We start from the raw sequence: 19,633 nt of genomic DNA on the forward strand, positions 1-19,633 counted from the left end.
GCCGGTCGTCCACACTGGCCGGAGAAGACCGCCCGAGGAGCCGCCATGACCCCGTACCCGCATCTGCTGAGCCCGCTGGACCTCGGCTTCACCACCCTGCCCAACCGGGTGCTGATGGGCTCCATGCACGTGGGCCTGGAGGAGGCCCGCGACGGCTTCGCCCGGATGGCCGCCTTCTACGCCGAGCGCGCCCGGGGCGGGGCGGGACTGATCGTCACCGGCGGCATCGCGCCCAACGCGGCGGGACGGCCGTACGAGGGCGGGGCCATGCTCACCACCCCCGAGGAGGCGGCGCGCCACCGGGAGGTGACCGGCGCGGTGCACGCGGCGGGCGGCCGGATCGCCATGCAGATCCTGCACTTCGGGCGGTACGCGTACCACCGCGACCTGGTGGCGCCCAGCGCGCTCCAGGCGCCGATCAGCCCCTTCGTGCCGCACGCCCTGACCGACGCCGAGGTCGAACGGACCGTCGAGGACTATGTCCGGGCCGCCGAGCTGGCGCGCTCCGCCGGGTACGACGGGGTCGAGATCATGGGCTCCGAGGGTTATCTGATCAATGAGTTCATCGCCGCCGGCACCAACCACCGCGAGGACCGCTGGGGCGGTTCGTACGAGAACCGGACCCGGTTCCCGCTGGAGATCGTCCGGCGCACCCGGGAGCGGCTCGGCCCCGACTTCATCCTGATCTACCGGCTCTCCATGCTGGACCTGGTGCCGGGCGGCTCCTCGCTGGCGGAGGTGGTGGCGCTCGCCAGGGAGATCGAGGCGGCGGGCGCGACCCTGATCAACACCGGGATCGGCTGGCACGAGGCCCGTATCCCCACCATCGCCACCTCGGTGCCGCGCGGTGCCTACAGCTGGGTGACCCGGAAGCTGATGGGCGCGGTCACGGTGCCGCTGATCACCAGCAACCGGATCAACACCCCCGAGGTGGCCGAGCGGCTGCTCGCCGAGGGGCGGGCCGACATGGTGTCGATGGCCCGGCCGTTCCTCGCCGACCCGGAGTTCGTCGCCAAGGCGGCGGCCGGGCGGCCCGAGACCATCAACACCTGCATCGGCTGCAATCAGGCGTGCCTGGACCACACCTTCAGCGGGAAGATCACCTCCTGCCTGGTCAATCCGCGCGCCTGCCACGAGACCGAGCTGGTCCTCTCCCCCACCCGTACCGCCAGGCGGATCGCGGTCGTCGGCGCCGGTCCGGCCGGGCTCGCCTGTGCCGTCTCCGCCGCCGGACGGGGCCACCGGGTCACCCTCTTCGAGGCGGCGGACCGGATCGGCGGCCAGCTGAACGTCGCCCGCCGGGTGCCCGGCAAGGAGGAGTTCGACGAGACCCTGCGCTACTTCGGGACGCAGCTGGAGCTGCGGGGCGTGGAGGTCCGGCTGAACACCACCGCCACGGCGGAGCTGCTCGCCGGGTACGACGAGGTGGTGGTGGCCACCGGGGTCACCCCGCGCACCCCGGCCATCGAGGGGGTGGACCACCCGAGCGTGGTCGGCTATCTGGACGTGCTCCGCGACGGGGCGCCGGTGGGCGAGCGGGTGGCGATCGTCGGGGCGGGCGGCATCGGGTTCGACGTGGCGGAGTTCCTCACCGACGGCGGCGAGGGCGCGAGCCGGGACCCGGAGACGTACTTCCGGCAGTGGGGCGTCGACACCGGGTACGCGGGGCGCGGCGGGCTGCGCGCCCCCGAGCGGCCCGCTCCGCCGCGCGCGGTGCATCTGCTCCAGCGCAAGACCTCCAAGGTGGGCGCCGGGCTCGGCAAGACCACCGGCTGGATCCACCGCACCGAGCTGAAGCACCGGGGCGTCACCATGGTGGCGGGCGCGGTCTACGAGCGGATCGACGACGAGGGGCTGCACCTCACCGTGGACGGCGAGGCCCGGGTGCTGCCGGTGGACACGGTGGTGCTCTGCGCGGGCCAGGACCCCCGCCGGGAGCTGTACGACGAGCTGACCGCGGCCGGCGTCCCGGCGCACCTCATCGGCGGCGCCGACGTGGCGGCGGAGCTGGACGCCAAGCGCGCCATCGACCAGGGCACCCGGCTGGCAGCGACGTTCTGACCCGGACCTCCGGCCCGTTACTCCGAACCGATTCCCCGGGCCGGGGTGGCGGCCCGCTCCGGATCGGGCGGGGCCGGCGGCCCCGGTTCAGCCGACCTCGGCGGTGACCACGGTGGGCGTCCGGTCATCGGCCTCCGCGAGGAGCGTCCCGCCGGGCGCCCGGACGGCGGCGCCGCCACAGCCGGTCCAGGGGCCGGCCGGGCCCACGTGATCGGCGAGCACCACATCCATCCCGGTGTCCCGGGCGATCGCCGGACAGACCGTGGCCCGCTCCTCGACGCCGCCGCCCGTCCCGTACAGCGACCCGGCCAGACGCACCCGGCAGCCGTCGGCGGCACCCCGGGCGGTCAGCTCCGGGAAGTGGTGGTCGTAGCGGACGGCCAGCGCGAACCGGATCCCGTCGAGGGCGAACCGGCCGTCCCGGTCGCCCGGCTCGAGCAGTTGGTGCTCGGACTCGTACAGGCGCTGCTTCCGGTAGGTGGTGAGCAGTTCCCCGTCCGCCCCGTAGACCGGCGTGCCGACGGCGGGCGGGGCCCCGTCGCCGGTCAGGGCGCAGTTGACGGCGGTGGCGATCCCGGCGGAGCGCAGCCCGTCCAGGCGCGGGTCGTCGGCGGTGAGCCAGAGGCCGGGGTCGGCGGCGAGGGCGTCCGGTTCCTAGCCGGTCGGGGCGAGTTCGGGGTGCACCAGCAGCTCCGCCCCCTGGTCCAGCACCTGCCGCGCCAGGCCGGTCATCCGGCGCGGATTGGCGGGCACATCGGCCGGGGCACAGGTGAGCCGGGCCGCGGCGATCCTCATGGCGGTGATCATGACAGAGCGCCGCCCGGCCGCACCGGCCGGGGTTCCGGGACCGGAGCCCCGGGAGACCGGTCCCCAGGATCCCCGGGATCCCTAGGATGCGGTCATGTCACTGCCGCACGCCATCCTCACCGCTCTGCTGGAGAAGCCGTCCTCCGGACTGGAGCTCACCCGGCGCTTCGACCGGTCGATCGGCTACTTCTGGTCGGCCACCCACCAGCAGATCTACCGGGAGCTGGGCAAGCTCGAACAGGCGGGGCGGATCAGGTCATTGCCTTCGGCGGCGCCCGCGCGGGGCCAGAAGAAGGAGTACGAGGTACTGGCCGCCGGCCGGGCCGAACTCTCCGACTGGGTGCGCAGGAGCGAGGAGCCGAAGCCGACCCGGGACGCCCTGCTGCTGCGGCTGCGGGCGGCGGCGGTCGTCGGCACCGAGGGGTTCGCGGACGAGCTGCGCCGCCATCTGTCCCTCCATCGGGCCCAGTTGGACGAGTACCTGGCCATGGAGGAGCGCCAGTTCCCGCCGGAGCGGGACACCGAGGCCGACCGGCTGCGGCATCTGGTGCTGCGCGGCGGGATCGAGCTGGAGCGGTTCTGGACCGGCTGGCTGACGGAGGCCCTGGCGGAGTTCGAGCGGCTGGGCCCGGGCTGAGACCCCGGCGAGGGGCGGCGAGACGCCGGAGGCGCATTGCACATGGGAACCATTTTCATATAGCGTGGCCGTCCCGTGCGGGGCGGCGGCCACCGCCGCCCCGCGCCCCCGACGAGGAAAGGTCGCCCCTCCCATGGCCGTGCCCAAGCGGAAGATGTCCCGCTCCCACACCCGCCACCGCCGTGCCCAGTGGAAGGCGAGCACCCCGCAGCTGGTGCCGGTCACCATCGACGGCACCGTCCACCGGGTGCCGCAGCGGCTGGTGAAGGCGTACGAGCGCGGGCTGATCCAGCCGGACGGATGAGCCCTGTCCCGGCCCCCGCCGGGACAGGGGACACCGGTCGGTCCGCGCCGGCGTTCGCCTTCAGCGCCGGCGGTGCACCGCGAAGACGTCGTAGGCGCCGTTGGTGTCCCCGGTGACCAGATTGTCGGCGTCCGAGTCGAAGACCACCGTGCGGGCGCGGGCGTCCAGCGCGACGGAGCCGGTGTACCCGGTGAAAGGGCCGTCCACGGTCCTGGTCAGGAGCTCCACCGCACCCGTGCGCAGATCACGGGCGAACAGATCGTAGGTGTTGTTGGTGTCGCCCGGCACCAGGTTGTGCGCGGCGGACTCGAAGACCACGGTGCGCCCGTCGGCGGAGAGCTGGGCGCTGTAGCTGGCACCGCCCTCGGTCTGAGCGCCGCCGGGGGCGAGGTTGATCCGGGTGGTGGTTCCCCGGCGCAGATCGCGGAGGAAGACATCGCTCTTGCCATTGGTGTCACCCGGCACCAGGTCGGTGTAGGTGGAGGCGTAGACCGCGTAACGGCCGTCCGCGCTGAGGAAGGGCCCGGTGGCCCCCGCGCTCGTGCCGTCCCGGGACACACTGGCGGCGACGGTCCGGCCGGTGCGCAGGTCATGCACGAACATCGGGTAGAAGCGCGGCTTGCGCGCCTCCCCGGGCTTCTCCGGGCCGGGCTCCTCCGGTACCGGGGCCGCCAGGTCCGTGCGGGAGGTGAAGCCGACCCGGCCGCCGTCGGCGCTGATCGTCGGTGAGGCGGCGGCCCGGGCGGCCTGGGTGCCGTCGCTGTAGACGTTCACCCGCCGGGTCGTGCCGCGCCGGAGGTCACGCACGAAGATGTCGGCCACCTTGTTGGTGTCGCCCGGCACCAGGTCGGAACGGGCCGACTGGAACGCGACGAACCGTCCGTTCGCACTGATGACGGCCTGGCCGGAGCCCGCCGCGGTGGGGTTCTCCGGCAGCAGCGGCCGGGTCCGGCCGGTGCGGCGGTCGTGGACCAGCAGCTCGTCGCGCGGCTCTCCGGTGTCGGGGTCCCGGCGGTACACCTCCACGACCAGTGTCCGCCCGTCCGCGCTCACCGACGCGGCGACCGGGTCCACCCCCGGCCGGCCGAGCTCGATCCGCTCGATCCGCCCGGTCACCAGGGAGCGGACGAAGATGTCGGTGGCGCCGTCGGTGTCCCCCGGGACCAGATTGTCGGCGTCGGACAAGAAGGTGACCGACCGGCCGCCGGGGCCGACCGCGACGGTGTACGACGGCCCGTTCCCCTGGACCCCGCCCGCGCCGAGGCTGACCCGCTCCGTCGTCGGCGCGGGCCGCCCCGCCGCCGGTACGGCCCAATCCGTGCCGCCGTCCGCCGGCCGGGCCGCGGCCGTACCCGGGGCGAGAACCGCCGCGGTCAGACAGGCGCCGGCCAGGACGGCGAGCGCCGTGCGGGTTCTGCGAGTGGTCGCCGTGGTGTGTCGCATACGGTCCCCCTTGCTCTGCCGCGTGGCGCGCGCACGCGCCCCGCGCACACCGGCCCGGACGGCCGGTGCCCCGGACCGGAGCCAAGCCGCGCTCGGCCGGGCGGTCAACCGGTTGCGCGGACAACCGGCCATCGCCCCGGACGAGGGGGACGGACCGTCGCGCCCCGCGCCCGCGTCGGCCGGGGGACCCGACGACGATTCAGCGCCCCGTAGCACGTCCGGCCCTGTGCACGCGGAGGCGGCCGGACCCGGCGTGCCGCGCGGTGCGGGGCACACCGGTTCCGGGCCGCCCCGGGCTACGGGGCCATCTCGTACGTGCCGGAGAGCGCCTCGACGCGCTCCCAGACCCGCGCGGACCGGGCCTCGTCGACCACCGGGCGGCGCACCGCGGCGAGCGCCCAGCGCTGCTGCTCCTGCGTGGCGGAGTCCTTGCCGTGCAGTTCGACGGCGTGGCCGGAGAAGTCGCGGACGAGGACCGCGAACAGTTCGTCGAGCACCGACTCGTCCAGTCCGGTCAGGTGGGCCTGCTCCAGGATCAGCTGGGCGTGCACGACGAGCGCGAAGAGCTGGCCGACCGACAGCAGGAAGTCGAGGTCGCGGCTCTGCGTCTCGTCGGGGGCCATGGTGGTGACGAACTCGCACAGCGCGTCGGCCTGCTCGCGGAAGCGGGCGACGTTCGGCACGGCGGCGTACGCGTCGAAGGCGGGCCGCCAGTCGTGGAAGCGCACCGAGCCGAGGCCGCGGGCGGGACCCTGGCGGAAGAGGAAGTCGTCGTCGGCCGCGTCGAGGCGGGTCGGCACCGGGGGGTGGCCGACCGGGTCCAGCAGGTGGTTGCGCAGGAATTTCAGGATCAGCGCCAGGTTGACGTGAACCGTGCCCTCCAGCTTGGGCAGTCCGCGGATCTCGACGGCGGCCTGGGCGAAGTAGTTGTCCTTCTCGAAGCCCTTGGCCGCGATCACGTCCCACATGAGGTCGATGACCCTCTCGCCCTCGGTGGTGACCTTCATCTTGGTCATCGGGTTGAAGAGCAGATAGCGGCGGTCGTCCGGGCCCGCCGTGCGGAAGTAGTCGACGGCGCGGTCGCTGAACAGCTTCATGCCGACCAGCCGGACGTACGCGTCGGTGAGTTCCCGGCGTACGTGCGGGAAGGCGGTGACGGGCCGGCCGTACAGGATCCGGTTGTGCGCGTGCGTGACGGCCTCGTACATCGCGTGCTCGCAGATGCCGATCGAGGCGGTGCACAGATTGAACTTGCCGACGTTGACGGTGTTCAGGGCCGCGTCGAAGGCGGCGCGGCCGGTGTGCAGCACATCGGCGGCTGCGACCGGGTACTCCTCCAGCCGGAACTCGCTGACGTACTTGGAGGAGTCCACCACGTTCCGCACCAGGTGGTAGGCGGGGTGACGGCTGTCGGCGGCGAAGAAGACATAGCCGTCCGGGCCCTCGACGTCGGTGCGGCGGCCGAAGACGGAGACCAGGGCGGCGGCGTTGCCGTTGCCGATGTAGTACTTGGAGCCGGTGGCCCGGAAGCCGCCCTCGTCGTCCGGTTCCAGCAGCATGTCGGTGGAGTAGATGTCGGCCCCGTGCGACCGCTCGGAGAGGCCGAAGGCGAAGACCTCACCCTGTTCCAGGAGCCCGGCGGCGCGGGCGCGGGCGTCCGCGTTGTCGCTCTGCCACACCGGGCCGAGGCCGAGGATGGTCACCTGCCAGGCGTACCAGTAGTCCAGTCCGTAGAAGCCGAAGATCTCGTTGAGCGCGGCGATCCGGGCGGTGTCCCAGCGCTGCTCGGGCCGGCCGGCGGCGGAGGCCGGGGTGAGGAAGGTGGCGAACAGGCGCTCCTTGGCGGCGAAGGCCAGGAAGTCATCGAGCCAGGCGCGGGAGCGGTAGTCCTCGATCAGCCGGCGCTTGCCGCGCTCCTCGAACCAGTCGACCGTGGCGCGCAGCAGCCGCCGGGTCTCGGGGTCGAAGTGCGCCGGGTCGTAGGTGTGCGGGTTGAACAGGAGCGCGTCGGCCATGAGCGGAGAGCCTTCCGGAGTGGGTGGACTGGGCTGGGGCTGGGGTTGAGGGGGCCCGGGACGCAGGGGTCCCGGGCGGCGGATCCCGGGCACGGGCCGGGGAGGGCCAGGGGCGGGATCGGGTTGGAGCGACGGGGCCGGGGGCGGGGCCCAGGGACAGGGGCCGGGGCGGAGGTCAGGGCGCCGGGGCCGGCGCGTCGCGGAGCCGGCGGAGGGTGGCGAGAACGTCGTCGAGCCAGTCGATCGTCATCCGCTCGTACGCGATGCCGCCGCGGAGCACGACGTGCTGAAGTTCCTGACCGGCGTCGAGGGGCGCGGGCGCGGCGGGCCCGGTGAAGTCGCGTCGTTCACCGGCGAGATAGTGGGCGAGCCGGTCGCTGTGCGCGCGGTGGTGCCGCTCGACCTCCTCGACGAGCGCCGCCGGGTCGTCGAAGGCCGCGCCGCGGATCTTCACGGCGAGGTCGTGGCGCAGACTCTCGGGCTCGATCGGCTCGTGCAGCCATGCCGCGAGGGCCCCGCGTCCGGGGCCGGCGACGGAGTACTCCTTCTTGTCCGGCCGGCCGGACTGGGCCACCTCGCGGACGGCGAGCAGGCCGTCGTGCTCCATGCGCTTGAGGACGCGGTAGATCTGCTGGTGGGTGGCGGTCCAGAAGTAGCCGATGGACCGCTCGAAGCGCCGGGCCAGCTCGTAGCCGGAGCCCGGCTTCTCCAGCAGCGAGACGAGGATCGCGTGTTCGAGCGCCATGCCCCGATCCTTCTATGCAACTCGTTGCATAAGGAAGAGGCGGCGGCCGGGTGAGACGCGGCTCACCCGGCGCGGGACAGGGTCCGCCGCTCAGCCGGCGGTGTCCCGGATCCGCTGGCCGGCGGGGCCCACCTCGACGGAGAGGTGCTCCCAGCGTGCCGGATCAAGGCCCTCGGGCCACCCGAGAGTGGCGTAGGGGCGGGGTGCGCGCTGTTCGCGGACACGCATGAACTCCACCCTCGCCACGCAGCTCCCCGCGCCCGCGCCGTGCCCGTCACCGGTCAGGCGGATCAGCAGGTCATGCCCGAAGGGGGTGTCGAGCGGCGCCACCAGCCGGCCCCCGGGGCGCAGTTGCTCCAGCCAGGCGCCGGGGATCCGGCGGACGGAGGCGGTGGCGACGATGCGGTCGTAGGGTCCGCCGGCGGCGTGACCGTGCTCGCCGTCGGCGGTGACGACCAGCGGGGCGGGGCTGCCGGGACGCAGGGTGGCGAGGGCGTGGCGCGCCCGGTCGGCGAGGTGCCGGTCGATCTCGACGCTGACGGTGTTCCCGGCTCCGGCGCGGGCCGCGAGCAGGGCGGTGGTGTAACCGGTCCCGGTGCCGATCTCCAGCACCCGGTCTCCGGGCCGGGGCGCCAGATGGCGCAGGAGTTCGATGACGACGCCGCTGGAGGAGATCGAGGAGGTGAAGACGCCCGAGGCGGGGGCGGTCGGCGGGGTGCGGCCGTCGTCGAGCTGGGTGATGAGCGGCGCCCCGGGGAGGTAGACCGCCCGCAGCCACTGCCGCGGCCGTGCGGTGCGGTCGAAGAGTGGGTACAGGCCGGTGTGCGGGTCGCGGGCCGGCCACCACACCCGGTCCGGTACGAAGTGCTCGCGCGGTACGGCGAGAAAGATGTCCCGCAGCCAGTCGGCGCCGGCGAACCCGCGGGGGTTGCTGTCCATCTCGCGGGCGCAGGAGCGGCGCAGTGTCTCGGCGGTCGACGGCATGACGGCGCCTAGTCGTCGTCCGGGTCGGGGTCCGGGTCGGGGGCGGGCATCGGGTTGCCCGGGTCTCCCGGGCTGGAGTACGGGCCTCCCACCTGGCCGTCGCCGGACTGCCGGTCATCGCCGCCGTGCGCCACCGCCGCCTCCCTCACCGGTCACCCGGTGGGCCGGTCTTCCGCCGCGCCCCGGTGCCACCGTAGCCGGCCCCGGCGCGTCCGGTGGCGAAAGGCGAATTCCCGTCAGACAGGGCCGGCGGGCATCGCATCCCGGCGCGGCGGCAGCGGCCACGGCCGCCGGGGCACCCCCGTGTCACCGTCCGGGCGCTCGGCCACGGGAGTGAGCCGTCCGGCCCGTCCGGTCCGGGGCGCTCAGCCGTCGTGGCCCGGGGCGGGGCAGTGGAGGATACCGGCGTCGGCCGCGTCGCCGAGGGCCTGTTCGGAGAATTCGGCGTGCGCGACGCAGCTGTAGCGCAGGGGGCGCCAGCGGGGACGGTAGTCGGGGTGGCCGGCGAAGCGCAGGGCGGTCCTCACCAGTCGGTTCCAGTCGCTGGCCAGGCCCTGGCGCAGGCGCTGCACGAGGCCCGGCTCCTCGATGTCTCCCTCGGTGAGCTCGATCTGCCAGGAGACCAGGTCGTCGGAGAGGTCGCGGCAGGCGGCGTCCACGGTCCGGGCGAGGTGCTCGGCGGCCCAGCGGGCCTCGGTGCCCTCCGGCTGGGCACGGGCGATCTCGCCCAGGCGGGCGGCGAGGAATGCCTGCAGCGGATCGACATCGGCGGTGCGCAGATCGTCGGAGAACTCCAGGATGGCCGCCGGGGCGAGGAGGTGGCCGACACCGGGGATGTCGCGGTAGGTCATGCGGGTGTGCCTCCCTGGTCTCCGGCGCCGGGGCCGGTCGGTCGTCGGGCCCGCTGCTGTCGCGCCGGGTGACCAGAGGTTACCCAACCCCGGCCACTCCCGGCGGTGTTGTCGGGCGCGCCGCCGTCGTGAGTGCTGTGAGTGCTGTACCGCCGCCCCGCGTTCGCCGGCCGGAACAGTCGCCTGGTCAGGGGGGACGGATTCAGCCGGCGGCGCACCGTACGGCCCGCGTCACGGTGGCCGGCCCGGGCGTCGGCTGGCAGGTCGGCGGTGAGCCCGCTGGAGCGCGGGCTGTTCAGCGCGCCGGCCAGAGCGATCCGGCCGCCGGGTGACGGCGCGGGCAGGCAGCGTCTGTCGGGATCGGCGGCAGCGGCACGCCGGAGCGCCGTGCGCCGGCCGCCACCGTGTCCCTGGGCCCCGGCCCAGCCGGCGGGGTCGGCCAGGTACGGGAAATCGCGGTCCGCTCCGGGTGGAGGGGCCGTCCGGAAGTGGAAACCGTGACGGCACACGCGCTCCTGTTCCGGAGCTGCCCGGCGGCGTCGGGAGCCTGCCGCGAGCCGGCCGCCCGTCGCCGGCCGGCAGGCCGCTGCCTCACCGCCGCGTCCCGCACACCGGCCTCGCCGCGGCGTCCCACGCGTCCCCGCGGCAGCGGCAGGGCGGCCGCCGCGCCCCATGCCCCCGCTCCCCTTCGCGTCACCTGTCGCATGCCCCGACTCCCCCCGTACCGCCGTCTGGTCCTGGAAAATGTCTAGCCCACCCGCGTTGTCCGGTGTCGGTGGACCACGGCCTTACAGACAAAGCCCGGACAACCGCGCCGCGTCCTCCGAGGTGGCGGGGGCGGCCTCCCCCGGCATCGCGGCCCCGGCCGGGCGGGCCTGCCGCGGTGGGCGGGTAGCCGCGGATCGGATTTTGGCCAGGAGGACGAGCGATCCGGGCGTTGATGAGCGACTGCGGTACGCGGGGCTCCGGTGAGCCGCACGATCAGCTCAGGGCCGCCCGTACCCGGGGCGGCCCCAGGGAGATCCGGGGGGGCGGACGCATGCCGGACGACGGGTGCCGGAGCCGGCGGGAGCCGGGCGGCCGGGGACGGCTCCGGCCTGCCGGAAAGCCGGGCGGAGCCGGGTCGTGGTGAGCCGGAGGCCGCCCGTACGCCGACGGCGGCGCGGGCACCGGGCACGCCGGGGCGGCCTGTCGGCCGGGGAACGGATCGGGCTGGGGCTGCTGGGGGCGGCGCTGGTGTGGAGCGCGGTGGCCGCACTGGTGCGCCGGCTGGTGGACAACCCGCCCGTCCTGGTCGCGGCGGCGGTACTGGCCGCCGGGGCGGGGGCGTTCGCCGCCTTCCGGCTGCGGGAGCGGGCCCGCTGGGAGCGGATCCGGCAGCGGGGGCTGCGCTACGCCCTGCCGCAGATCGACGCGCTGGCGCCGGCCGCGTTCGAGGAGGCGGTGCGCGAGCTGATGAGCCGGGACGGCTGCCCGCGCGCCGTACGGGTCGGCGGTGCCGGGGACAACGGCGCCGACGTCAAGGCCACCGACCCCTTCGGCCGGCTGTGGGTCATCCAGTGCAAACACCGGCGCGCCGGGTCGGCCGGCTCCCCGGTCGGCACCCCTGACCTCCAGGTCCTCAACGGCACCGGCCGCCCCGTCCACGGCGGTGATGTCGTGGTCCTGGTCACCAATGGCCGGATCACCGACAGGGCCGTCGCCTTCGCCCGCTCCCAGCGACTGCATCTGGTCGACCGGGCCCTCCTGGCCCGCTGGGCCGGCGGCTCCACCCCCCTGTGGGAACTGCTACGGGCCGTTCCGCCTCCGCGCCGCCCCACCCGGTACTCCTGAACCATCCAGGCAGTCCGGACAGCCCAGGAGCCCGCACAGCATCCGGCCGGACCGCCCGCCGCGAGGGCGTCGACCATCGGCGTCCGCCCCGCCACAGCCGCCGGCCGGCCCGCGCAGGCGGCTCGGGCCGGACCCCCCCGCCAGGAAAGGAGACCCCGCTCGTGGTGATGAGCATCAACATCGCCGTCCTGCTCGCCGTCGTCATCGTCATCCGGCTGCGCCGTCGCACCGAATCCCGAAGCCGGTTCGACGAGAAACTGACCGTCGTCATCGTCATCGTCTTCGGCGTCCTCATCGCCCCCACCCCTTTCGGCCGGGGCGTCGCCGAGGCCGTCGCCCAGCTCGCCTCCGGCATCTCGCAGTCCGGCACCGGCCACTGACCCCCTCGGCCCGACCGACCATGCTGGTGGCAGACCGGTGTGAGCGCTCGCACGGCCCGCGCGGCGCGCCCGCGCGAGCGCCGGGCCAGCGCGGGCGGCACCCGGGACCCAGCGTCCGTGGCGACTCAGCGTCCGCGGCGCTGAACGGGAGATGCCGGTGAGCGGCGCCCAGGGACCGGTGCGGGTCGGACCCGCGAGTACGCGAGGGGCCCGGTGTCCCGGTGGGCCACCGGGCGGCCGCGCCGACGAACCGCCGGGCTTGTCGAGGCCCACGAGGTGGTACGACCGGGCCTCGAACGATGTGGCCCCGGAGGCCGGCTCCCGGCCGTACCGAGGCGTGCCGCCTTCGCGGCTCAGCGTCCACCGGCACGACAGACGACGGGGGGCGCGGCGCGAGGACGGCTCCCGCCGGGCGCGGCCGGCGCCCGGGCCCGGGGCGCGGTGAGCGCGTGGGCGGCGGCGCCGTCCGCGCTGGTGGGCCCGGTGTCAGCCCTGCTGCTCGCGCTGGGGCAGACCGCGGTCGGGCGCGCTCATGTCCCCGGTGACGGGTGTGCCGTCGGTGAGCCCGTACTGCAGGAACACCGTGCCCTGGGGGCTGGCGGCCGGCGGTGCGAGGAGCGTGAGGTTGGAGGGAACGGTGCCTCCGGCGAAGACCCTCTTGCCGACGCCGAGCACGATCGGGTGCACCCAGAGGTGGAGCCGGTCGAAGAGCCGCTCGCGCAGCAGGGTCTGCACCAGGTCCAGACTGCCGACGACCTTGGTGTGCTCGTGCCGGTCCCGGATCTCGCGGACCGCCGCCGCCAGGTCGGGGCCGAGTCGGGTGGACCCGGCCCAGGACAGGTCGGGGGTGCCCCGGGAGGCCACGTACTTCGGGATGCTGTTGAAGAGTGTGGCGAAGCCGCCGTCCTCACCGTCCTCCTGGTGCGGCCAGTAGCCGGCGAAGATGTCGTAGGTACGGCGGCCGAGCAGCAGCGCGTCCGTGCCCTCGTACGCGTCCGCGATCTGCGCCTCGGTGACCTCGTTCAGCAGAGGCGCCTGCCAGCCGCCGAACGGGAACCCCTCCGGGTCCTCCTCGGGACCGCCGGGCGCCTGCCCGACGAGGTCGAGGGTGGCGAACATCTCGATGTCGATGAGGCCCATGACGTACTCCCGTGGTGGTGGCTTTCCCTGTCAGGGGGTAGACCGGCGGCCCTGGCCGGACTCATCGGCGCCGGCCCCGCGATCGTCCGCCCGCGCCGTACGGCCACTCACTGACCGGGGACGGCCCGCCGCCGAGCGGCTCCGCAGTCGGGTCGTGGGGGGGCGACGGCGCCCGGGAGTCGGTGGGCGCCCCGGACCTGCGGGCGTTCCGCCCGGCCCGGCACATCCCGCGCGGTACCCGGCGCCGGCGCCGGTCACCAGCTCGTCTGCTCCGCGCGCGGACGGAGGCGGACCGGGCCCGCGGGACGTCTTCTGCTCCTCCGGCTCCATGCCGGCGAGCGGCCCGCCGGAATCCCGCCCGTGCCGCCCGTGCCGTGGACACCACGGCCGGAGGCACCGCCGTGACCCGTGCGGCCCTCAGCAGCCCCGCGCCGCGAGAGGGAGGACGACGGTGTGCCGCGGCCACTGAGTGACGACGAACCCGACCAGTGCCCGGACCCCGCGGCCGTCCCGCACTCCTGGCTCGACTCCCCCGCGGTCGAGGAGAGCCTCTCCCGCTCCGAGGTCTACGGGGCCGTTGTCACATCCCGCCATCGCACCCTGGCGCACCTGCGGCAGATCCCGGCCGACGACGTCGTCTCCCGCCATGGGCCCGAGGTCACCCGGCGGATCCCGCTGTCCTCGACGACCAGTCGCTGGGCCCCGCCGCCGTCACGTCCGTCGTCGGTACGTCTGTCATCGGCACGTCGGTCGCCGGCGCGTCCGTCGTCGGCGTGCCGGCCCGGGCGCCGGGGCCCCGCGTGACGTCGTCAGATTGGGAGTCGCCGTCCGGGCCGCGTGAGAAAGGCGGTGAGGGTGTGCTCCAGGGTGTGTGGCTCCTCCACCGCCAGGTGTCCGCACTCGATCGTCCTCAGGCCGGCCCGGGGGATCAGTTCGGTGAGTTCCCGGGCGTGTTCGAGGGGGGTGGCGCGGTCACGGGTGCCGCCGACGACCAGGGTGGGCGCGCGGACGGCGGAGAGTTCGGCGCGCGTGTCGTAGGCGGCCAGGGCGTCGCAGCAGGCGGCGTAGCCGGCTGGGTCGGCCGCCGCGAGGTCGCCCAGCAGGGCCCGGCCGAGCGGTGTCCGCGCGGTTTCCGGATCGCTGAACCAGCGTGCCGGGCTGGTCTTCAGCAGCGGTGCCGTGCCCTCGCGGCGCACCAGCGCGGCGCGCTCCCGCCAGGGGCCCGCGCCGCCGAAGTGCGCGGAGGTGCAGACCAGGGCGAGTGCCGCCACCCGGTCGGGGTGGCGGGCGGCCAGCCGGGTGCCCACGGCGCCGCCCAGCGAGATGCCCGCGTAGCGGAAGGCGGGCCGCTGCTCCCCGTCGGCCCTGCCGGTGCCCGTGACCTGGTCGACCAGGGCCAGAACGGCGTCGGCGAGATCGTCCACGGTGGTGTCCCCGGGGGCGGCGTCCGCCGGGGCCGGGGACGGTGAGCCGCCGTGTCCGGGGAGGTCGTAGCGCAGGACCCGGAAGGTCTCGCTGAGCGCGGGAAGCTGGGCGTCCCAGATTCTTCCGGAGGTGCCCAGTGAGGGGCCGAGGACCAGCAGCGGGGCGTCCGGCCGGCCGGTGACGTCGTGGTGCGGTGTTCGGTGGCCGGGGGCCACGGCGACTCCTTCGTACGGTGGTCAGCACTCGAGGATCAGGGCGAGCCCTGACCCACGCCGGTACAGAGGGTGGCGACGGCGGTGCCGGAGCCCCGGCGGGCGAGCTGGTGGGCGGCGGTGCCGGCGAGGCGCGCTCCGGAGGCGCCCAGGGGTGACCGAGGGCGATGGCGCCGCGCTGCGGGTCGCGGATCGCGGGGTCGAACTCGGGCCACTCCGCGACGCGGCCGAAAACCTGGGCGGCGAAGGGCGCGTTCAGCTCCGGCGCGTCCCCCGATGTACGAGCCGGTCAACCGGGCGACACGGCCGGCGGCCGGCAGCGCCGCCAGGCCGGAGTCCAGCGCACCGCCGTTGTCCGAGACCACCGGCAGCCCACCGGGCCCCGCTCGTACAGCGCCTGGCTCAGCGCGTCGGGTGCGCCGCTGAGCCCGAAGCCACCCACCGCCGGCGACGCCCCGTCCGGTATGCCGGCCGTCGCCCGGGCGGCCGGGGCGGCCGCCTCGCCCATCAGACCGCCCCGCCGGCGGCGAGATCGGACGGGTGCTGGACGAGCGGGGTGATCTCGATGGTCAGATACGGGAACAGGGGCAGGTTCCACAGGACGCGGTGCAGTGCCTCGTTGTCCTCGACGTCGAAGACACTGAGGTTGGCGTACTGCCCCGCGCACCGCCAGATGTGCGGCCACCGGCCCGACTTCTGCAGTTCCTGGCAGTACGCCTTCTCGCGGGCCACCAGGTCCTCGCGGACCCCGGGGTCGAGATCACGCGGCAGGTCGACTCCCATGCGTACGGCGAAGAGCATGGCGGTCACGCCTCGCCGGGGACGGAGTCACCGGTGCCCTCGTCGCCGGCGGTGGTGCGCCGGGCAGGGGTGCCGGTGGTGCCTGTGGTGTCGCTCATGATCGTGTCGCTCTCCTTCGGAGGGGATCGGGGGATGGGAGGGATTCACCGGTCCTGGCGGTAGCGCGCCAGCTTGTCGGGGTCGATGCCGATGCCGAGTCCGGCGCCCGTGCGGACGCGCAGGGTGCCGTCCTCAATGGTCAGTGGCTCGGTGAGCAGGTCGTCGGACATGCCCAGGAAGTTGGACAGTTCGCCGGCGTACCGTGCCGAGGACCGGTGGGCGGCCCCGAAGGCGACCGAGCACACCGTCCCGATCTGGCCGTCGATCTGGTTGCCCATCACCACCGGCACGCCCAAGCCCTCGCAGTGGTGCAGCACACGCTGGGAGGCGGTGAAGCCGGTGCGGGCGGTCTTGACGCTGACGGCGTTCGCGGAGCCGCCGAGGATCTCGCGGGTCACCTCGGCGGCGCTGGTCGCGCTCTCGTCGGCGATGAACGGCACCGGACAGCGCTCGACCAGCCAGCGCCGGCCGAGGACGTCGTCGGCGGGGCACAGTTCCTCGGCGAAGAGCAGTCCCAGGTCGGTCATCTCCCGCAGGGCGCGCGCGGACTCGGCGGCCGTCCAGCCGCGGTTGCCGTCGATGTACAGCTCGGCACCGGGGCCGAGGGCTTCGCGCAGCGCCCGGCAGGCGTCGACGTCGTCGGTGTAAGGGCGACGGCCGACCTTCACCTTGAAGGTGGTGACGCCGTAGGTGTCCCTGACGCGTTCCGCTTCCGCCACCATCTGTCCGGCGGGCGCGAAACCGACCATGTGGCTGACACGCATCCGGTCGGTGTAGCCGCCGAGCAGGCCGGAGACCGGCATGCCCGCGGCCTGGCCGAGGATGTCCCACAGGGCCATGTCGACGGCGGCCTTGGCGGTCGGGTTGCCCACGGTGCGGTCGAGTCGCTCGTGCGCCACCTCCCGCTCCAGCGCGGACAGGCCCAGCAGTCGGGGCGCGAACAGCGTGTCGATCACCGCGACGATCGATGCCTGGGTCTCTCCGTAGGTGTACGGCCGCGGGGGCGCCTCCGCGGTGCCGACGAGACCCTCGTCGGTGTGGACCCGTACGAGGACGTGGTCGGCGGTGTGCACTTCGCCGCTCGCGAATCTCAGCGGCTTCGCATAAGGAATGGCGAAGGGAATCGCCTCCACGTGCACGATCTTCATGCCACTCCTTCGGGGAATATGTCATGGCGCTCCAGCACCGTCAGCAGGTGGTGCACCAGGGGCGAGGCGTCGTCCGCGCGCCAGGCCAGCGCCAGCGGGACGGACAGCGCGTCCTCGATGTCCTTGCAGACCACTCCCTCGCGGGGCGCGGAGCGGATCGAGTCGGGCAGCACGGCGATGCCGAGCCCGGCGGCGACCAGGGCCAGGGCGGCGGAGGTCTCGGTGACCTCGTAGCTGCGCCGCGGATAGAAGCCGGCGGCCAGACAGGAGCGGACGACGGCGTCGTTCACGACGGAACCGAGTGTGGCGCCGTACATGATGAAGTCCTCGTGCCGCAGCTGTTCGACATGTACGGCGTCCGTGCCGGCGAGCCGGTGCGCCTCGGGCACGGCGACGACCAGTGGTTCGTCGGCGAGCGGACGCTGGGCGATGCCCTCCTGGCGGACCGGCGGCCTGAGCACGCCGATGTCCAGGCGCCGCTCGACCAGCCCCTGTTCCTGGGCGGGCGTGAGCATCTCGGTGTGCACCTCCAGCAGTACGTACGGCATTTCGCGCTTCAGCAGTCGGGCGAGGGCCGGCAGCTGCCGGTAGGAGGCCGACCCCGTCAGGCCGACCCGCAGCACCCCCTCCACCCCCGCCGTGAAGCGTCCGACCCGGGCCACCGCCTCGTCGACGGCCCGGAGGATGTGCTCCACATCGGTGCGGAACACCTCTCCGGCACCGGTCAGGGAGACCTGCCGGGTGGTGCGGTGGAACAGCTCCACCCCCAGTTCCGTCTCCAGCCGGCGGATCGCCTGGGAAAGCGGGGGCTGAGCCATGTGCAGGACGTGTGCGGCCTTTCCGAAATGCCGCGCCTCGGCCACGGCCATGAAATACCTGAGGTGTCGCAGTTCCATCGGGCCGCACCATTTCCTTTTCCGGGGCCCTCGAATGCGCTTCAGCGTAGAGAGCCCGCCCCGTGGTCCACAAATATCCAGAGTGGCGGTATCAAGACGCCGCCGATATCAATGCCCGGCGCGGGCCCGGGGGCGTGTCCGGAGCCGGCCCGGGGGTGCCCCCGGTCCGCGGTCTACCGGTCAGTGGTACGGCGGTACGGGCGGAAGAAGGCCCGCAACTCCTCCGCGTACGTCTCCGGCTCCTCGAAGGGCGCGAAGTGGCCGCCGCGTGGCGGCTCGGTGACCCGGACGGTGTGCGCGGTGCGCTCCAGCCAGGCGCGCGGTGGACGGAGGACGTCGCCGGCGAAGAGGGAGAACCCGGAGGGCACTTCCACCCGCCGGGCCAGCTGGGCGGCCGGCAGGGCCGCGTTCGCCCGGTACATGCGCATCGAGGAGCCGATGGTGCCGGTCAGCCAGTACAGGGTGACCAGGGTGAGGATCTCGTCCCGGGTGAAGCTGCGCTCCACGTCACCGCCGCAGTCGCTCCAGGCCCGCAGTTTCTCCACCAGCCAGGCGGCCAGTCCCGCCGGGGAGTCGGTGAGGCCGAAGGCGAGCGTCTGCGGCTTGGTGCGGTGCACGGCCGCGTAGGCGCCCTCGGTCGCGGCCCACTCCCGGACCTCCTCGAACCAGGCGCGTTCCCCGGCGGTCAGCCGCGCGGGGTCCCCGTCGAAGACCGGCAGGCCGGCGTCGGTGCGGTGCACGGCCGCGACCCGCTCCGGGTGGTCCAGGGCGAGATACCGGCTCACATGGCTGCCGAGGTCCCCGCCCGCCGCGCCGAACCGCCCGTAGCCGAGCCGCTCCATCAGCTCGGCCCACACCGCGGCGACCTGCCGGGAGTTCAGCGGCGCTCCGGCCGGGCGGTCGGAGTAGCCGAAGCCGGGCAGGTCGGGAACGACGACGTCGAAGGCGTCCGCCGGGTCGGCGCCGTGCGCCCCGGGGTCGGTGAGGAGCGGAATCACCTTGACGTACCGCCAGAAGGCGTCGGGCCATCCGTGGGTGAGCACCAGCGGCAGCACCGGCCCCCGCGGCGCGACCGCGCGGGCGTGGACGAAGTGGATGCCGAGCCCGCCGGCGCCCACCCGGAACCTGGGAAGCCGGGCCAGCTCGGCCTCCCGCGCCCGCCAGTCGAAACCGTCCGCCCAGTAGGCGACCAGTTCACGGAGGTGGTCGAGGTCGGTCCCGAGCGACCAGCCCGCCTCCTCGGGCGCGTCCGGCCAGCGGGTGGCCCGCAACCGGGCCCGCAGATCCGCGAGCGCGGCGGGATCGGCACGCGGGGCGAAGGGAACGGGTTCCGTGGGCAGCGGGTGCGCGGACATGTCGGTCATGCGGGGAGCCTAGGGGGCCTCCTTCTCCCGGCTTCTCCCGGCGGCCCCGTTCCGCCGGCGCCTCGCGGGAGACCGGCGGAGCGACGCCGCCGGCGGCGAAGGCGCGCCAGAGGCGGCGGCCCGGCCCGGGGCGGCTGCCACGCAGGCCGCCCCGGGCACGGGCCGTCGCCGTACGGGCCGCGTTGGGACGGACGTCACCGCAGGAGGCGACCGGGGGGCCGCACCGGGGCGGGGCGTCGCTCGGTGACCGCCACGCAGACCGCGCCGGGGCCACGCCTGGGGCCCGTCGCCGTACGGGCCGACCGGGCCGCGTCGGGGCGCAGCCGGTGATCCGACGGCCGGCCGCGCCCCCGCTGTTCGGCGGCCACGGCGACCCCGGCGGCCGCGCGGCCGGCACCGTCCGCGAAGCGGCGTCCGGGGTGGCGGCCCGGCCCGGGGCGGCCGCCACGCAAACCGCCCCGGGCACGGCCGCACCGGCACGGGCCGTC

At 74.6% G+C, this 19,633-nt stretch carries 19 protein-coding genes and 2 pseudogenes; 5 read left to right on the plus strand and 16 right to left on the minus strand.

Translation table 11 applies throughout. From position 1 onward, the window contains the following. Positions 1–45 precede the first annotated feature (45 nt). On the plus strand, positions 46–2,061 hold the full coding sequence (locus tag NX801_RS14315; protein WP_258788067.1) for an NADPH-dependent 2,4-dienoyl-CoA reductase: 2,016 nt from the start codon (positions 46–48) through the stop codon (positions 2,059–2,061). 87 nt (positions 2,062–2,148) lie between these two features. Here the strand turns inward: NX801_RS14315 and NX801_RS14320 are convergent, their stop codons facing one another. Next, positions 2,149–2,658, minus strand: coding sequence for a carbon-nitrogen hydrolase family protein (locus NX801_RS14320; protein ID WP_309505837.1), 510 nt, complete (start codon positions 2,656–2,658; stop codon positions 2,149–2,151). Positions 2,659–2,715: 57 nt separating this feature from the next. Further along, the gene (locus NX801_RS30750; RefSeq protein WP_309505834.1) at positions 2,716–2,856 is read right to left on the minus strand and encodes a hypothetical protein; all 141 of its coding nucleotides are present in this window, start codon (positions 2,854–2,856) and stop codon (positions 2,716–2,718) included. A gap of 106 nt (positions 2,857–2,962) precedes the next feature. Here NX801_RS30750 and NX801_RS14325 point away from each other — a divergent pair, with 106 nt between their 5' ends. Then, complete coding sequence (locus NX801_RS14325; protein WP_258788068.1) at positions 2,963–3,505, plus strand: PadR family transcriptional regulator; 543 nt, start codon at positions 2,963–2,965, stop codon at positions 3,503–3,505. A 133-nt stretch (positions 3,506–3,638) separates the two neighbouring features. Continuing rightward, the gene (rpmF, locus tag NX801_RS14330) at positions 3,639–3,809 is read left to right on the plus strand and encodes a 50S ribosomal protein L32 (RefSeq protein ID WP_258788069.1); all 171 of its coding nucleotides are present in this window, start codon (positions 3,639–3,641) and stop codon (positions 3,807–3,809) included. Between the two features lie 60 nt (positions 3,810–3,869). Here the strand turns inward: rpmF and NX801_RS14335 are convergent, their stop codons facing one another. From NX801_RS14335 to NX801_RS14360, 6 genes are all read right to left on the minus strand, one after another. After that, entirely contained in the window at positions 3,870–5,252 is a 1,383-nt protein-coding gene (locus NX801_RS14335) for a TolB family protein (protein ID WP_258788070.1), read from the minus strand. A 296-nt stretch (positions 5,253–5,548) separates the two neighbouring features. Beyond that, a complete protein-coding gene (locus NX801_RS14340; protein ID WP_258788071.1) occupies positions 5,549–7,267 on the minus strand; it encodes an acyl-CoA dehydrogenase family protein in 1,719 nt (572 codons plus the stop codon). Between the two features lie 175 nt (positions 7,268–7,442). Then, positions 7,443–8,012, minus strand: coding sequence for a PadR family transcriptional regulator (locus NX801_RS14345; protein ID WP_258788072.1), 570 nt, complete (start codon positions 8,010–8,012; stop codon positions 7,443–7,445). A gap of 90 nt (positions 8,013–8,102) precedes the next feature. Beyond that, a complete protein-coding gene (locus tag NX801_RS14350) occupies positions 8,103–8,996 on the minus strand; it encodes an rRNA adenine N-6-methyltransferase family protein (RefSeq protein WP_258788073.1) in 894 nt (297 codons plus the stop codon). Positions 8,997–9,004: 8 nt separating this feature from the next. Next, on the minus strand, positions 9,005–9,130 hold the full coding sequence (locus NX801_RS14355) for a hypothetical protein (RefSeq protein ID WP_258788074.1): 126 nt from the start codon (positions 9,128–9,130) through the stop codon (positions 9,005–9,007). 231 nt (positions 9,131–9,361) lie between these two features. Further along, positions 9,362–9,847 carry a hypothetical protein gene (locus NX801_RS14360; RefSeq protein ID WP_258788075.1) on the minus strand — a complete coding sequence of 162 codons (486 nt, stop codon included), beginning with the start codon at positions 9,845–9,847 and terminating at the stop codon, positions 9,362–9,364. A 1,125-nt stretch (positions 9,848–10,972) separates the two neighbouring features. Between NX801_RS14360 and NX801_RS14365 the strand changes: the two genes are divergently transcribed. Together NX801_RS14365 and NX801_RS14370 are read left to right on the plus strand one after the other, a co-directional pair. Further along, positions 10,973–11,680 (plus strand): restriction endonuclease, encoded by a 708-nt coding sequence (locus tag NX801_RS14365; RefSeq protein ID WP_428986144.1) that lies wholly within the window; start codon positions 10,973–10,975, stop codon positions 11,678–11,680. A 167-nt stretch (positions 11,681–11,847) separates the two neighbouring features. Further along, on the plus strand, positions 11,848–12,060 hold the full coding sequence (locus NX801_RS14370) for a hypothetical protein (RefSeq protein ID WP_258788105.1): 213 nt from the start codon (positions 11,848–11,850) through the stop codon (positions 12,058–12,060). Between the two features lie 486 nt (positions 12,061–12,546). Here NX801_RS14370 and NX801_RS14375 read toward each other — a convergent pair whose 3' ends face one another. From NX801_RS14375 to NX801_RS14410, 8 genes and pseudogenes are all read right to left on the minus strand, one after another. Continuing rightward, positions 12,547–13,200: a dihydrofolate reductase family protein gene (locus tag NX801_RS14375; protein WP_258788076.1), complete on the minus strand. Its 654-nt coding sequence runs from the start codon at positions 13,198–13,200 to the stop codon at positions 12,547–12,549. 809 nt (positions 13,201–14,009) lie between these two features. After that, positions 14,010–14,840: an alpha/beta fold hydrolase gene (locus tag NX801_RS14380; protein ID WP_258788077.1), complete on the minus strand. Its 831-nt coding sequence runs from the start codon at positions 14,838–14,840 to the stop codon at positions 14,010–14,012. Positions 14,841–14,875: 35 nt separating this feature from the next. Further along, positions 14,876–15,108: pseudogene (locus tag NX801_RS14385) on the minus strand (3-oxoadipyl-CoA thiolase); the annotation flags it as partial. Between the two features lies 1 nt (position 15,109). Next, positions 15,110–15,345: pseudogene (locus NX801_RS14390) on the minus strand (CoA-transferase); the annotation flags it as partial. Then, positions 15,345–15,638, minus strand: coding sequence for a muconolactone Delta-isomerase (gene catC, locus NX801_RS14395; RefSeq protein WP_258788106.1), 294 nt, complete (start codon positions 15,636–15,638; stop codon positions 15,345–15,347). The pseudogene NX801_RS14390 and the gene catC, both read right to left, overlap by 1 nt. Before the next feature lie 143 nt (positions 15,639–15,781). After that, complete coding sequence (locus NX801_RS14400) at positions 15,782–16,885, minus strand: mandelate racemase/muconate lactonizing enzyme family protein (RefSeq protein WP_258788078.1); 1,104 nt, start codon at positions 16,883–16,885, stop codon at positions 15,782–15,784. Further along, entirely contained in the window at positions 16,882–17,781 is a 900-nt protein-coding gene (locus NX801_RS14405; RefSeq protein WP_258788079.1) for a LysR substrate-binding domain-containing protein, read from the minus strand. The genes NX801_RS14400 and NX801_RS14405 overlap by 4 nt, the downstream gene beginning before the upstream one ends. Positions 17,782–17,954: 173 nt before the next feature. After that, positions 17,955–19,145 (minus strand): epoxide hydrolase family protein, encoded by a 1,191-nt coding sequence (locus NX801_RS14410; RefSeq protein WP_428986145.1) that lies wholly within the window; start codon positions 19,143–19,145, stop codon positions 17,955–17,957. Between the last annotated feature and the right edge of the window lie 488 nt (positions 19,146–19,633).

The organism is Streptomyces pyxinae (genome assembly GCF_024756275.1).
In the GTDB taxonomy this organism is placed as follows: domain Bacteria; phylum Actinomycetota; class Actinomycetes; order Streptomycetales; family Streptomycetaceae; genus Streptomyces; species Streptomyces pyxinae.